At 35.7% G+C, this 15072-nt stretch carries 12 protein-coding genes and 1 CRISPR repeat array; of the genes, 5 read left to right on the top strand and 7 right to left on the bottom strand.

Translation table 11 applies throughout. The features are described 5' to 3' along the window. Positions 1–590 (top strand): glycosyltransferase (locus EQ827_RS06165; RefSeq protein ID WP_309109343.1); only part of this gene is annotated, 590 nt, incomplete at its 5' end. 2 nt (positions 591–592) lie between these two features. On the opposite strand, the gene budA is transcribed toward EQ827_RS06165, so the two are convergent. Together budA and alsS are read right to left on the bottom strand one after the other, a co-directional pair. Next, entirely contained in the window at positions 593–1300 is a 708-nt protein-coding gene (gene budA / locus EQ827_RS06160) for an acetolactate decarboxylase (RefSeq protein WP_181190117.1), read from the bottom strand. Positions 1301–1313: 13 nt separating this feature from the next. Further along, positions 1314–2987: an acetolactate synthase AlsS gene (alsS, locus tag EQ827_RS06155; RefSeq protein WP_181190116.1), complete on the bottom strand. Its 1674-nt coding sequence runs from the start codon at positions 2985–2987 to the stop codon at positions 1314–1316. A gap of 161 nt (positions 2988–3148) precedes the next feature. Here alsS and EQ827_RS06150 point away from each other — a divergent pair, with 161 nt between their 5' ends. Beyond that, positions 3149–4246 carry an SLC13 family permease gene (locus EQ827_RS06150; RefSeq protein WP_181190115.1) on the top strand — a complete coding sequence of 366 codons (1098 nt, stop codon included), beginning with the start codon at positions 3149–3151 and terminating at the stop codon, positions 4244–4246. 173 nt (positions 4247–4419) lie between these two features. On the opposite strand, the gene EQ827_RS06145 is transcribed toward EQ827_RS06150, so the two are convergent. The 5 genes from EQ827_RS06145 to EQ827_RS06125 form a co-directional block, all read right to left on the bottom strand. Continuing rightward, positions 4420–5061: an SDR family oxidoreductase gene (locus EQ827_RS06145; protein WP_181190114.1), complete on the bottom strand. Its 642-nt coding sequence runs from the start codon at positions 5059–5061 to the stop codon at positions 4420–4422. A 324-nt stretch (positions 5062–5385) separates the two neighbouring features. Beyond that, positions 5386–5796 carry a DUF3284 domain-containing protein gene (locus tag EQ827_RS06140; RefSeq protein ID WP_181190113.1) on the bottom strand — a complete coding sequence of 137 codons (411 nt, stop codon included), beginning with the start codon at positions 5794–5796 and terminating at the stop codon, positions 5386–5388. Positions 5797–5804: 8 nt separating this feature from the next. Next, entirely contained in the window at positions 5805–6002 is a 198-nt protein-coding gene (locus EQ827_RS06135; protein WP_181190112.1) for a hypothetical protein, read from the bottom strand. A 5-nt stretch (positions 6003–6007) separates the two neighbouring features. After that, positions 6008–7375 (bottom strand): PTS sugar transporter subunit IIC, encoded by a 1368-nt coding sequence (locus tag EQ827_RS06130; protein WP_181190111.1) that lies wholly within the window; start codon positions 7373–7375, stop codon positions 6008–6010. A 114-nt stretch (positions 7376–7489) separates the two neighbouring features. Then, the gene (locus tag EQ827_RS06125) at positions 7490–8353 is read right to left on the bottom strand and encodes an RluA family pseudouridine synthase (RefSeq protein ID WP_181190110.1); all 864 of its coding nucleotides are present in this window, start codon (positions 8351–8353) and stop codon (positions 7490–7492) included. 105 nt (positions 8354–8458) lie between these two features. Here EQ827_RS06125 and EQ827_RS06120 point away from each other — a divergent pair, with 105 nt between their 5' ends. The 3 genes from EQ827_RS06120 to EQ827_RS06110 all read left to right on the top strand — a co-directional run bounded on the left by EQ827_RS06120 (position 8459) and on the right by EQ827_RS06110 (position 10286). Then, positions 8459–8929, top strand: coding sequence for a nucleoside 2-deoxyribosyltransferase (locus EQ827_RS06120; protein ID WP_181190109.1), 471 nt, complete (start codon positions 8459–8461; stop codon positions 8927–8929). A 15-nt stretch (positions 8930–8944) separates the two neighbouring features. Next, a complete protein-coding gene (locus EQ827_RS06115) occupies positions 8945–9796 on the top strand; it encodes an aldo/keto reductase (protein ID WP_181190108.1) in 852 nt (283 codons plus the stop codon). A gap of 319 nt (positions 9797–10115) precedes the next feature. Further along, positions 10116–10286: a hypothetical protein gene (locus EQ827_RS06110; protein ID WP_181190107.1), complete on the top strand. Its 171-nt coding sequence runs from the start codon at positions 10116–10118 to the stop codon at positions 10284–10286. 130 nt (positions 10287–10416) lie between these two features. Continuing rightward, a CRISPR array of direct repeats spans positions 10417–15072; the repeat unit is 36 nt; unit sequence GGTCTTCTACTAATTATTTTGTCTTACTTCTAAAAC.

The following is a 15072-nucleotide window of genomic DNA, read 5'->3' as shown; positions in this document are numbered from 1 at the left end:
GCCAAGATCGTGCTACTGAAGATATTAGTGTCGCTTGGGACCAGCAATTAAATGGCTGGCTGTCCGAATTTGCTCCTGATATCATGTTTTATATGGCAGTTCCAGAAACTGCTAAAAGTTTATATCGTCAGCGTAAACGTTGGGCTAAGGGAGGCAGTGAAGTCTGGTTAACTAACTTTCCTAAAATTGTTAAACATCCCCTGCAAAATATTGGACGTACCCTAATGTTTATTGACCAAACTTTTAGTATTTTATGGTCATTTTTCTTTTGGATATCGACGGTTATCTTTTTGTACTTGTTTTTAAAATATCTTGGTACCGCTCAATGGGGAGCTTTAACCCACCTCTTAACCTTATCCTTAGTCTTTATCGGTTTTGAAATGGTTGCTGGAGCTTTGCAGCTAACTGCTGCTTTGCTGATTGACGACCGCGGTCAAAAATTGCCGTATATCCTTTTTGCACCATTATATATGCTGTGGTGGTGGATTATGAATGCCCTAACGATTGTAACTACTTTCATTCCCGCAATTAGAACTATTAAAGGCCACGGAACCGGTACCTGGGTCAGTCCCCAGCGTCAGCATTCTTAAGGTTATTCTGCCTGCGAAATATCGGCGTTAATGTTGTCTTTGGTAAAGTCATGTTGCATAAAATCGGAGTTGTCGATTGGTAAATGCTGTTGCAAAGTATCAAAAATCTGCACTTGAACTTGACCAGTTGTTAAAACAAAGTCTAATACATGTCCGCCAATTGTTGTTTTATCGGCGGCCAAAAAATGACTATGATACCCCGCTACTGCTGCTCCATGAAATAGCTGGGGTGAGTAATAGCTTAATAAAGTACCCTGAACATTATTAGCTTGAAATTCTCGCTGTTGTTGTGCCGTTGCTAATAAAGTGGCATAGGGTGGCTGTGATTTTGCAGCTGCGCGCGTATGCATTTTGGCAAAAGTCCCCGTGATTTTAACTGAATAAAAGGTATTAGGTGCCTTAATTAAGTCACTTAATTGGTGATAAGTTTGCTCTTGATTAAGCTCATTAAAAGTCGCCAAAGAACGATAATTGGCAAAATGAACATTAGCAAATGGCACTGTAAAATCTGGTGTAACTTGTTGAATATGGCCGGTACTTTGTACTTGATACACTATTCCATCTAAAATTATCAACTCACCGTCTAAGCCTTCACCAGTTCCAATACCAGTATCACCATGCTCTAAGAGCTCTTTAATGGTCAACGTTCCTGTCAATAAACCCGGAACTAATAAAGCCAAGGTTCCATGCTGAAACAAAGTTTGTGTCATAATCTGCCTCTTTTTAATAAAATTGATCGCGCAATAAGTCACGACTTAATTCTTGATTATGCGAATAATCCACTGGAATTGCCACAACTACGGGCCCTGTCTGAGCAAAAGCTTGGTCTAATACCGCTTGTAAGTCATGCTGTGCATCAACTTGTAAACCAACAGCACCAAAACTTTGAGCATATTTTACAAAATCGACCGGACCGAATTTAACACCTGCATCTTGGCCATATTTTGTCTGCTCTTGAAAGCGGACCATATCATAATAGCCATCAACCCAGATTAATTGGACGATATTTGCTTGCAGTCGAACAGCTGTTTCTAGTTCTTGACCGGAAAACAGGAAGCCGCCATCGCCCGCCACAGAAACAATTTTTTTATGAGGATATAATAATGATGCGGCAATGGCCCAGGGCAAAGCCACGCCTAAGGTTTGCATACCATTACTAAATAATAAATGCCGGGGCTGATAACTCCGAAAATGGCGGGCCATCCAAATATAATGACTCCCAACATCTACGGTAACTATCATCTGATCGTCAACGTGTTGCTGGAGTTTTTGCACAATTTCTAAGGGGTGTAAACCGGCAGCAGAACTTTTTGCAGGCGGAATATTCTTTTGATCAAACTCTACCTTAAGTGCCTGTAATTTTTGTTGAGTAGCAGCAGACAACTGATATTTTTCAGGGAATAACTCGGCCAAAGCAGCCAGTGTATCAGCTAGGTTCCCTTGTAAAACTAGCTCAGGCTGATATTCTTGCGTTAACTCAGGAGCCACACTATCAAGATTGATAATCTTGCCAGTTCGGGACTGGTTCCAATTACGTGCTTCATATTCAATAGGATCATATCCGATAGTAATTACCAAATCAGCTTGTTTTAAGAGCATATCCCCAGTCTGGTTGTGAAATAATCCTACCCGACCAAAGAAGAGCTGCTCCAAATCTCGAGAGATAATTCCGGCACCTTGAAAAGTTTCTACAACTGGTAAAGGAACTTTTTGTAAAAAATCCCTTAAAGCCTGTGTGGCTCCTTGTTCACTAGCCCGCATTCCTGCTAGTATTACGGGCAATTGAGCCTGTTTAATCTGCTCAGCAAAATCTGCCAACTGAGCTTTAGCAGGAATACCTTGGGCCATAGGAGGATTCTTTTGCATGATGGAGCGATCAACATCTGCATTGATAACATCTTGCGGAATCGACATAAATACCGCGCCACTTTTAGCATCCACTGCTGCTTGATATGCATTTGCAAAAGCTTCTGATAAGTTATTAGGGTCTTGGACTTCCACGCTGTATTTAGTAACTGGCTGTAATATCTCTTGATTAGGGATACTTTGATGAGTTAGCCGTGCTAAATCATCACGCTGAACCTGCCCGCCAATAGCAATTAAGGGATCCCCTTCAGCTGTAGCAGTTACTAAGCCGGTGGTTAAGTTAGCAACTCCCGGGCCAGAAGTAACCAAGACTACTCCTGGCTGACCGCTTAAACGGCCAATTGCCGCTGCCATAAAAGCAGCATTTTGTTCATGACGTGTAATAATTAATTGCGGCTTGTCGGGATTAGGATTATGTTCTAATTCTTCGAACAAGCGATCAATCTTAGCTCCAGGTATGCCAAAAACATACTTGATTTGATACTTAATCATTGTTTCTACAAGGGCTTGAGCACCCGATTTGGTTGTCATTTAATCATTCCTTTTATGAAAATTGTGCTACTATTTGCATTATACAGAATACTGAAAGTTATAAGGGGTGTCAATTATTAACTCTTTATTATATCAAGCATTTACAGTACAATAATAGGTGGTGTCTCGTACTTTATATAATTAAACAAGAGGGTTAAAACATGGCCGTAATTAAGAACATCTTTACTGATAAAATGCTCTGGATTGCTGCAATAGCTGCATTATTGTCCACAGGAATCAGCAAACCTGAGCTGGCCGATATCAATTTTCATACCATTTTTTCATTGTTGTCGATGATGGTTTTGATTCAAATATTCGAAAATATTGGTTTACTACAGTATCTATCAACAACTTTTACTGCTAAAGCCAAGAATACTCGTCAATTAATGATTATGCTGGTTATACTAACCTTTTTTGGTGCCATGTTAGTAACCAATGATGTGGCTATCTTAATTATCGTGCCCTTGTTTTTTAAGATTGCCAAAAAAATCACCGCTAATCATATCTTTACTGTTACCATGATTGCTGCTGCCGCTAATATTGGCAGTGCTTTTACTCCCTTTGGTAATACCCACAACTTGTTTTTATTATCACATTATAATTTAAACGTTATTAATTTTTTTAAAGTCTCTGCGCCTTATGCTCTTATTGGTTTAGCGATTTTAATCTTAATCGCAGCTGTTTTTACTAAATCTCAACCGATAGCGGTAGAAATTAGTCATTTTAGCGTTCACATTCCTGCTTTAATTATTGCTTTAATCTTAACTGCCCTAGTATTTTTAGGTATTTTTAAAGTCATACCCATTGCAATTGCTGCTATTGCTACAGTAGTTATTGCTGCTTTAATGAATCGGCAAATTTTATTGCATGTTGATTATGCAACGATTTTAGTTTTTGTCTGTTTCTTTGTGGCAGTTGGTAATCTGAGTCGTTCTGCTGATATTGCCGCCTTACTAAAAGTCCTGGAAGCAAATAAGTATGCAACATACTTTTCAGCTATTGGTTTTAGCCAGTTTATGAGCAATGTACCAGCAACCATTTTAGTGGCTAAATTCACTACTAATATTGGAGCTGTTTTTTTGGGTTCTAATATTGGGGGAATTGGAACTCCCATTGCCTCAATGGCTAACTTACTAGCTTATAAACAATTTTCTTTTTTTACAGAGAAACATGAATCTAATAAATATTTAGTTCAATCATTCATTTTTAATGTTATTTTATTAGTTGTATTAAGTGTGATTGGCTGGTTCTTAATCTAAAAACTAAAAGGGCCCAGGATAATGTGTTATCCTGGGCCCCATTTTTTATATGTTTAATTTTAAAAATTGCTAATTGAAGTTTTTCGATATTGTTCATTGCCAATACCAAGCTGCTAAATGTATTAATATTTCTTATAATAAACAAATAGCTCAAAAATATTTTAAAAAGTTTTTTAGTACCAATTAGGCTTATCACCATCAGTATGTGGCTTGTTCACACCAATTGAGGCTTTGCTATATTGATCCGGATTTAAAATAATATCGGTTACTACACTGGCAATACTCTTTCTAGATACTTCTGTACCCTTAAACGGCTCGCCTTTTTGTGTAACTTCATAATCAACTTCATCTGAATCTTGCAGCCAAGCGGGCCGAATAATTGTATAATCTAAATTACTATTCTCTATCACTTGAGCAGCTGCCTTATAAGTGGGTAAATAACTAGCTCCAAGCATGCGATTATTCCACTTTCCAAACTTACCTGGTACTTCATCATAAATTCCCAAAGTAGAAATCCAAATCAACCGTTTAACCTGCTCTTGCTCCATAACCGTGACTAGTTGACGAGCTTGTTGTTCGATATTATCCCCAGCTAAGTTAGCATAAACCACATCCTGACCATGTACAGCCTGACTTAAAGCTGCCTCATCTAATACATCGGCTTGGATCACCTTGCCCCAAGACTTGTTTGTTGCTGCTAATTTTTTAGGGTGTCTTAAGTACAAGGTTAAATTGAGATCAGAATGCTGATGTAACATAGTCTCTGCCAATTGCGCAATCTTACCACTTGCTCCTAGAATTAATACATTTTTCATATTCATAGCCTCCCTTGACTAGTTCTTACTCTAGTTGCCGGTGGCTATTTTAGCAAATAAAAACACTTATTAAAATTAAACAATATTGGCTATTTCTATAATTTTTAAGACGTATAGATATCTTTATTATTCAAAGATGACAGCTTCTCACGCCCACAATAACACCATAATTACTTGTATAAATTTTAATTAGTTAAGAACAAAAAAGGTATTGGAACCTTTATCAGTTCCAACACCTCTTTATTAAAATCAACAGTGAAAATCGCGCTTATCCTCACCTAAAATTTATTAAACTTTAGTGGAATGCCTGTTTATCCCTATATATTATTGCTGACGATAATCTGATTCCATTTGACGCTTCATCTTCTTAAAACGGCGTTTTCGAAACCAGCCCATCAAAAATCCTGAAGCATGATTATTGGCATTGACTGTGGCAGTTTTACCTTGCAGTTTTTCTTCATAGGTAAACTGCATATGCTGCTCATCAATTGCCGCCACATTATAAGACACAATATAATCATTACGACCCGTTTGCATATGATAGGCATATTGCTGGTTCGGTTGATAGCCGGTTATCGTCATGGTGCTAACAACACCATTAGCATGCTTTCTTTTGAAAGTAAAACCTCTCAGTTGATTGGGATTAAGCTTTTTACCAGTTTGTTGTTCAATATCATACAATGATGATTCAATAATCCTTTGAAAAAAGTATTCCACAGGAACTGCAACATTCATGGTCAGTTTCACTTTTTATCATGATCCTTTCCTTGTTTCTTACTATCTTTAAAGAAGCTCACTGCGCCACTAATAACTATCACAATTCCAGCAATCATAAACGTATAGTAGAACATGGGCGAATAAGAATTAAATAAAGGACTCAGCATAATAATTAAGAAACCGCCACTTATTGCCACTAAATCTCTTTTAAGTTGTGAACTCATAAATTTTATTCCTGATTTAATTTAGCTGGGTCAACCTTATTAGCTGCCTTAACAAATGGTACATAAATCAAGAATCCAATGATGGCATTTACTAATTGTAAAATTGGCGCCCGCCAGTCTAATGTAGCAAAAATTGAATTAATAAAGATTGGCATGGACCAGACATACTGAACTTTAATCGGTGCAACCCATCCAGCTGCCAAAACAAAGTAAGCAATAGTAATCATCACTACTGGAGCAATAACGAATGGAATGAAATAAATCGGATCCAAAACAATTGGCAAACCAAACATTACAGGTTCATTAATGTTGAAAAATCCGGGAGCAATCGCCATTTTGGCAACTGCACGCTGATCGTCACGCGTACTAAACATTAATATTGCAATCAAAAGTAGTAATGTGGAACCAGCACCACCAATCCAAGCATATAAGTCAAAGGCATTACGAGTCCAGAAATATGGCAATGCTTGATGGTGATTGAAAGCACTAATATTAGTTAATTGTGCTGTCAACCAAATAGAGTCTAATACGGGGCCCAAAACGTTGGTTCCGTGAATACCGAAGAACCAAAATACTTGAACTAAAACTGTCATTAATAATACTGCTCCATATCCTTGCGACAAATGCAGCAAGGGAGTTTGGATTGTATTAGAAATAATTTCAATAACAGTGGACTTACTCATCGTATTAACTGCCCAAGTAATAATTCCACTTACATACAAAGAACCAATAGCCGGAATAATTCCTGTAAAGGCATTGGCAATTGCCGGTGGTACTGAATCAGGCATTTTGATAGTAATATTTTTATGAATTAGCCAAATATAAATTGAAGTTGCTAATCCACCTAAAATCATAATAGTGAAGAAACCATTAGCACCAAAGTAAGCATTGAAATTGAAGAAGCCAGGTGTGGAAATAGTTTTACCACTTACCACAGATCCAGCATCAGTTAAGGTCTTAACATCAGCCGTTGATAAAGCTTTCTTCAAGGTAATGATACTATTTTGTGGCAAAGCCATGATAAAAGTACCTAAACCAACAATTCCACCAGTAATCGGCTCTGCCTTATACTGAATTGAGAGATGATAGCCAAAGGTAAATGAAAAGATTAAGGCCAAAATAGCCATTGAACCTGTCCATACTTGAACATTAATATTTACGATTGGCTGCATAGCTTTAACAAATCCCATCCAGCCAAATCGTGTTGGGATATCACGCACAATCGCATTCAATACTGACGCCACAGAACCTACCATTGTAGCTGGCATCATTGCGATAAAGGCGTCACGTAAAGCAACTAACCATTTAATAGATCCGATCTTGGCAGCAACTGGAACTAAATGTTTGTTGAGCCAATTAATGAAAGCATTCATTCTATCTCACTCCTTATATTTGTACCAAAATAATCTCAGTCAACCAATTGGTATATTCCAATTATATAATGGATATATGGTAAAATCAATCGCTTTCACGTAATTAGTAATATTTTATTCAATTAGACATTGTTTTAACTCAAAACTGCGCGTTGTCTGCTGGAATTGATCCCAGAATTGTAAATAATAAGCCTGCAAGGCCTGATGCTCAAAGCCCAAATCTAAAGGTCCCCCATACAAATGGTCCCCTACTAAAGGATGGCCTAAATATTTAAAATGTACACGAATTTGATGAGTCCGTCCGGTATGCAATTTTACTTTGACTAAAGTCGTCTGCTCTAAGCGCTCTAAGACCCAATATTCCGTTCGAGCAGCCTGCCCGTTTGAAAGTACTTGATGGGCAATCGAATTCTCTGGACGGCCAATAGGCTGATCAATTATGCCATGATCCGCAGTTAAATTTCCAGATACCAAAGCATAATATAATTTTTGAATTTGATGTTGAGCAATCTGCTGATTAGCCCAAATATTAGCCAAACGATGCTTTGCAATTAGCATTAATCCTTGGGTATCACGATCTAAGCGCGTAATAATATGCGGTACCATATTTTGTTCATGCTGTTTTTCCCAGTGGCCTTTGACCCGATTAACTACAGTATCCGTACGGTTACTAGGACCGGGTACCGAAGAAAGATATGCGGGTTTGTCAATGACTAACCAATTATTATCTTCATAAATAATCTTCAATGGTGCAAAACTAGTAGCTACTTGGGGATCATCTGCTTCAGCCGGCAATGTGATTTGCACTTGATCGTGAAAATTGATTACAGCTGCGGCAGTTGTTAATTGTCCATTAACCATAAAGTTATCCGGCCAATGTTTAAGTTGACTATATAGACGATGGCTGATTCCTTGTTTTAACAAAAAACTTTTTAAGGGTTGGGACGTGGATTCTTCATTAATAAATGTAAATTGCATGAGGCACCTACTTTATTTTTAATAGATTAATTTAAACAATTTTGTTTGGCAGCATCAGCTTATTCCTATAAAATAAAGTCAAAGAACAATAAGGAAGTGACAAACGTGCACAAACAAATTTATCTAGCTGGTGGGTTTTTTAATCCTAAGCAAAATCATCTTGTTGATGTAATTGAAGCAGCTTTAAAAAAGAACCCCACTGTGGGCTATATCCATAGTCCACGCGATCATCAATACAAAAATGTCAGTGAAAATCATGATCCCGAAAATATTTTTGGCAGTTATGAGTGGGCTAATGAAACTTACAATAACGACCTAACCGCTATGCACCTCGCAGACGTTGGAGTGGTAGCGTGGGACAATGTTAACCCTGATACGGGTACCGCGTGGGAAATGGGCTATCTGACTGCCATTCATAAGCCAGTTGTCATGGTCTGTGAAGATGAAGTACAGACAACAGGCATTAATTTAATGCTGATAAAAGGCATTAAAGCATATTTAAAGTCAGCTGTAGAGTTAGAAAAGTTTGATTTTAATGTCATTGAAACAAAATTATATGACGGTAAAATTATTTAAACAGGAGGATGGAAAATGACAGTTCCCAAAATAACTTTAAATAACAATGTTCAAATTCCTCAATTAGGAATGGGTGTCTTTAAAATGCAGGACCATAAGCAGTTTATTCAAGCCTTTCAATGGGCTATCGAAATTGGTTATCGCCATTTTGATACTGCTGCAATTTACGGCAACGAAAAATGGCTGGGAGAAGCTATCAAAAAGGCTGGTATCAAGCGTGAGGAACTCTTTATTACTTCTAAACTGTGGCCAGCAGAATTTGATAATCCACAAAAGGCTTACGAGAATTCATTAAAACGGCTTGGTTTAGATTATCTAGACTTATATCTAATTCATTGGCCGGCACCAGACTATGAACAAGCATGGCAAGCTATGGAACAATTATATCAAGACCACGCCGTACGTGCGATTGGTGTTTCGAATTTTATGATTAAACATTTAGAAAAATTACAGCAGCAAGCCCAGATTATGCCCGCTGTTGACCAAGTTGAATTGCACCCTTATCTACAGAGGCCCAAATTACTAGCATATTTGCAGGATAATGATATTGCTGTGGAAGCTTGGGGTCCTTTAGGTCAAGGGATTAATGGTGTATTTGCCGAACCAATTTTGCAAAATTTGGCCCAAAAATATCATAAAAGTGTAGCCCAAGTTATTTTACGCTGGCATTTGCAACGCCATGCTATTATTTTTCCTAAGTCGATTCATCAAGAACGACTGCAGCAAAACTTTGATATTTTTGACTTTGAACTCAGTACGGATGATATGAATGCTATCAGCACTCTAGATAAGAATCAGCCTAACGGCTCGGATCCTAACGATGATGAACACTTAGCCCAAACTAAGTTGCGGCCAGTTATTAACTAAATTAATAAGCACTCAATTATTATTAAGTACTTGATATTGCACATAATGGCTGTCAGTATAATTATTTTAAAATTATACGCTAGATGTCGTTAATTGTATAAATATTAAACATTAATAACTTTTAGACTTAAATTTTAAGTTGAAATAAGGACTTAAGAAAATAGTTTTCCTAAAAGTTTATTTAAATAATTATTGGTAGTCTCTTGCTTATTAGCAGTAAGCACAATTTATTCCTAATTAATATATGAAAATACTATTCATAAAAGAAAATAAATACTGTATTTTAATTTAAAATATATACTATTGTTAGACTGGAGAAATGATTATTAACGATAGAAGGACTTATACTGATAAACGCTGGAAAGGTAATCCAAATGAGTTAATACCTTATGGGAATTATGTACCTACTCCTGAGCAACAAAAAGCACATGATGATTTTATGAAGCAATTTCTTAAAATACAAAAATTAAAAAAGCAAACAAGAACATAAAGGAATAATAAAACGCCCTAGAAAAATGAAGTGCCTCATAATTGTTAGACAAATACTAACGATTGTGAGGCACTTTTTATGACCAAATATTCTCTGGAATTAAAAATTAAAATTGAAGTAAGATGCGGGGGGTCTTCTACTAATTATTTTGTCTTACTTCTAAAACCCAGATGTCGATTATATCAATTCACTTTTAGGTCTTCTACTAATTATTTTGTCTTACTTCTAAAACATATCCTTTGGAGTATCGATGTATATATGTGGTCTTCTACTAATTATTTTGTCTTACTTCTAAAACGTAGTCCATACAACCCATTTAAAACTACTTGGTCTTCTACTAATTATTTTGTCTTACTTCTAAAACTTATTTTACGTTATAACCATATTTTGACTTGGTCTTCTACTAATTATTTTGTCTTACTTCTAAAACTCAGTAATTTTACAAGGGGACAACGGGGGCGGTCTTCTACTAATTATTTTGTCTTACTTCTAAAACCGTTGGCGTTGTGTTTGTCAATTTATTTTTGGTCTTCTACTAATTATTTTGTCTTACTTCTAAAACCAATAGTTGCATTTTTAAGTAAAGCAGAAAGGTCTTCTACTAATTATTTTGTCTTACTTCTAAAACTTACGTGGGGTGATTGAAATTGGACTCAATGGTCTTCTACTAATTATTTTGTCTTACTTCTAAAACGGAGTTGATGGCATGTTTTTAATCGATGAAGGTCTTCTACTAATTATTTTGTCTTACTTCTAAAACAAAGAAAGGAGGCGAAAGTATGACTCAAAGGGTCTTCTACTAATTATTTTGTCTTACTTCTAAAACAAATAGTCGTTGGCGATAGCTTTTGAATTAGGTCTTCTACTAATTATTTTGTCTTACTTCTAAAACTACTTATAAATTGATAGATAAAGGGGAAAGGGTCTTCTACTAATTATTTTGTCTTACTTCTAAAACGCTGATTTAAGTTTGGTTAGTCGTGGAGTAGGTCTTCTACTAATTATTTTGTCTTACTTCTAAAACTACCAGCTGGTGGTCGGCTGATTGATGTATGGTCTTCTACTAATTATTTTGTCTTACTTCTAAAACAACAGTTTCGGGCGTACTAGGCAACGATTAGGTCTTCTACTAATTATTTTGTCTTACTTCTAAAACCCAAACATGACTTTACCAAGTATAGAGAAAGGTCTTCTACTAATTATTTTGTCTTACTTCTAAAACATCATATAAATTGATAAAGGAGATCAAAACGGTCTTCTACTAATTATTTTGTCTTACTTCTAAAACCAATGGTCTGAAAGGCAATTTCACGATTTAGGTCTTCTACTAATTATTTTGTCTTACTTCTAAAACTCGCAAGTGGGCTATGCCCCGGAATACGCTGGTCTTCTACTAATTATTTTGTCTTACTTCTAAAACTTATGCAGTACTTGATTAGTAATGGTTATCGGTCTTCTACTAATTATTTTGTCTTACTTCTAAAACTTTTAAAAGTGATTAAAGCAAAATCCAATTGGTCTTCTACTAATTATTTTGTCTTACTTCTAAAACAGTGGTCGACATCATCATCCGTTAAATAATGGTCTTCTACTAATTATTTTGTCTTACTTCTAAAACATTTCTGTTATTAATTGAATATAAATCGTGGGTCTTCTACTAATTATTTTGTCTTACTTCTAAAACCTTATTTTTCTTTTTTAACTTTTTAACTGTGGTCTTCTACTAATTATTTTGTCTTACTTCTAAAACGCTAAAGCTAAAGAGCTGGAAGCAAGTAAAGGTCTTCTACTAATTATTTTGTCTTACTTCTAAAACAAGCATTGCGGGGGCTGTATTTTACGAATCGGTCTTCTACTAATTATTTTGTCTTACTTCTAAAACCCAGTTTTGCCCGTCCGAAACGTTCCGCGCGGTCTTCTACTAATTATTTTGTCTTACTTCTAAAACGACGTTATCACTGATAAAGACTTAGAAGCTGGTCTTCTACTAATTATTTTGTCTTACTTCTAAAACCAGCATTAACAGCTAACGTGATTGACTTGTGGTCTTCTACTAATTATTTTGTCTTACTTCTAAAACACCAGCTTAAAACTGGTAAGCGCTACAATGGGTCTTCTACTAATTATTTTGTCTTACTTCTAAAACGACTTGAATAGCTGGTGCTTGGTTCATCTCGGTCTTCTACTAATTATTTTGTCTTACTTCTAAAACTAAAATGTTAACGGGTACTAAAATAAAAATGGTCTTCTACTAATTATTTTGTCTTACTTCTAAAACATTAGTGAGTGGGCAAACTCTAGCCAAGTAGGTCTTCTACTAATTATTTTGTCTTACTTCTAAAACCTGGTCGGCGACCTCAAAAAGTTAAAAAACGGTCTTCTACTAATTATTTTGTCTTACTTCTAAAACCAACAAATTGACCGCCAACATCCGGCGTTAGGTCTTCTACTAATTATTTTGTCTTACTTCTAAAACATCGTCTTCAGTCAATTGCTTATCTACTTTGGTCTTCTACTAATTATTTTGTCTTACTTCTAAAACATATATGGTAACGGGTAGGCGGGTAAGCTGGGTCTTCTACTAATTATTTTGTCTTACTTCTAAAACTATAACCAGGCTACCAAGTTACCAGCTTACGGTCTTCTACTAATTATTTTGTCTTACTTCTAAAACGGTATAATGGTTTCAGCAAGTAAGAAAAAAGGTCTTCTACTAATTATTTTGTCTTACTTCTAAAACTAATATCCTTAAAGCTCTCACCGTTATATAGGTCTTCTACTAATTATTTTGTCTTACTTCTAAAACACTGATTACAGTTTACCGCGACCCGTTCTAGGTCTTCTACTAATTATTTTGTCTTACTTCTAAAACCTAAGAGTGCTTTAACCTTGTTGCCTGTTTGGTCTTCTACTAATTATTTTGTCTTACTTCTAAAACTCGATATCAGGAATCGACCAGCTACCTTTAGGTCTTCTACTAATTATTTTGTCTTACTTCTAAAACCAATTAAGATTGGTATCTCATCCCAATTATGGTCTTCTACTAATTATTTTGTCTTACTTCTAAAACACGTACCTATATAGCCCTAGTAGAACTGATGGTCTTCTACTAATTATTTTGTCTTACTTCTAAAACACTTTAGCCCAGCGAACAGGAAGCGGTGGCGGTCTTCTACTAATTATTTTGTCTTACTTCTAAAACACATAACTTCCGTGATAGTTAGGGATGATAGGTCTTCTACTAATTATTTTGTCTTACTTCTAAAACTCAAAAAAATAGATGGGAGATTTGAAAATGGGTCTTCTACTAATTATTTTGTCTTACTTCTAAAACACTGGTGATGAACATTCCTATAATTGGTCTGGTCTTCTACTAATTATTTTGTCTTACTTCTAAAACCTGATTGGAAAAATAGGTATCAATGGTATTGGTCTTCTACTAATTATTTTGTCTTACTTCTAAAACATATCGTGATGGCAAGTGCTCGTCCAATGAGGTCTTCTACTAATTATTTTGTCTTACTTCTAAAACACTGGAAAGTGGTTAATGGCGAGCTAGTCAGGTCTTCTACTAATTATTTTGTCTTACTTCTAAAACTATAGGTTAATGACTTGCTGGCATCAGCTGGGTCTTCTACTAATTATTTTGTCTTACTTCTAAAACGGCGCGAAAACGTGTTGATTATGATATTAAGGTCTTCTACTAATTATTTTGTCTTACTTCTAAAACCAATGCTACAACGTTCAAAAAGGCAACAGCGGTCTTCTACTAATTATTTTGTCTTACTTCTAAAACCAGAAATAAAAGCATTAGTGGCTACAATTGGGTCTTCTACTAATTATTTTGTCTTACTTCTAAAACCCATAGGGCTTACGCGCACGGCTTGTATGTGGTCTTCTACTAATTATTTTGTCTTACTTCTAAAACCGAACGATCCTTTCGGGCTTTCAACTACCAGGTCTTCTACTAATTATTTTGTCTTACTTCTAAAACTTAACAATGTGATAATCGATAATGATTATAGGTCTTCTACTAATTATTTTGTCTTACTTCTAAAACTTCGGAACAGCACGCTAAAAATGTTACATCGGTCTTCTACTAATTATTTTGTCTTACTTCTAAAACTGCCATTCAGCAGTATATGTGCCTTCAGTAGGTCTTCTACTAATTATTTTGTCTTACTTCTAAAACACGTGGAATGCAGGTTCAGCCTAGTTTTAAGGTCTTCTACTAATTATTTTGTCTTACTTCTAAAACTATACCCGCTTACCAGTTATCACGCTACCAGGTCTTCTACTAATTATTTTGTCTTACTTCTAAAACCAAGCCGATGTTTACAGCATCGGCTTTTCTGGTCTTCTACTAATTATTTTGTCTTACTTCTAAAACGTGGAATAGCCAACAAGATATGTGGAATAGGGTCTTCTACTAATTATTTTGTCTTACTTCTAAAACACCGCTCCATACTTGGTGATGTAACGTGTGGGTCTTCTACTAATTATTTTGTCTTACTTCTAAAACAAAAATCAGTAAGGGATGAAATAATACTACGGTCTTCTACTAATTATTTTGTCTTACTTCTAAAACTTGATATACCATTTGCCAAAACTGTTACCAGGTCTTCTACTAATTATTTTGTCTTACTTCTAAAACACAGTGATGAATTTGCCGATTTAGAAGTAGGGTCTTCTACTAATTATTTTGTCTTACTTCTAAAACTAGAAGCTGCACGTGAGTTGGAGCAAAAGAGGTCTTCTACTAATTATTTTGTCTTACTTCTAAAAC

Origin of the sequence: Bombilactobacillus bombi (genome assembly GCF_013607485.1) — a bacterium.
In the GTDB taxonomy this organism is placed as follows: domain Bacteria; phylum Bacillota; class Bacilli; order Lactobacillales; family Lactobacillaceae; genus Bombilactobacillus; species Bombilactobacillus bombi_A.
Note: the sequence above shows the minus strand (reverse complement) of the source record. Positions and strands in the feature narration are given on the sequence as shown.

Coding starts and splice junctions, on each gene's coding strand:
- budA (WP_181190117.1), bottom strand. CDS start 1,300: ATGACACAAACTTTGTTTCAGCATGGAACCTTGGCTTTATTAGTTCCG.
- alsS (WP_181190116.1), bottom strand. CDS start 2,987: ATGACAACCAAATCGGGTGCTCAAGCCCTTGTAGAAACAATGATTAAG.
- EQ827_RS06150 (WP_181190115.1), top strand. CDS start 3,149: ATGGCCGTAATTAAGAACATCTTTACTGATAAAATGCTCTGGATTGCT.
- EQ827_RS06145 (WP_181190114.1), bottom strand. CDS start 5,061: ATGAAAAATGTATTAATTCTAGGAGCAAGTGGTAAGATTGCGCAATTG.
- EQ827_RS06140 (WP_181190113.1), bottom strand. CDS start 5,796: ATGAATGTTGCAGTTCCTGTGGAATACTTTTTTCAAAGGATTATTGAA.
- EQ827_RS06135 (WP_181190112.1), bottom strand. CDS start 6,002: ATGAGTTCACAACTTAAAAGAGATTTAGTGGCAATAAGTGGCGGTTTC.
- EQ827_RS06130 (WP_181190111.1), bottom strand. CDS start 7,375: ATGAATGCTTTCATTAATTGGCTCAACAAACATTTAGTTCCAGTTGCT.
- EQ827_RS06125 (WP_181190110.1), bottom strand. CDS start 8,353: ATGCAATTTACATTTATTAATGAAGAATCCACGTCCCAACCCTTAAAA.
- EQ827_RS06115 (WP_181190108.1), top strand. CDS start 8,945: ATGACAGTTCCCAAAATAACTTTAAATAACAATGTTCAAATTCCTCAA.
- EQ827_RS06110 (WP_181190107.1), top strand. CDS start 10,116: ATGATTATTAACGATAGAAGGACTTATACTGATAAACGCTGGAAAGGT.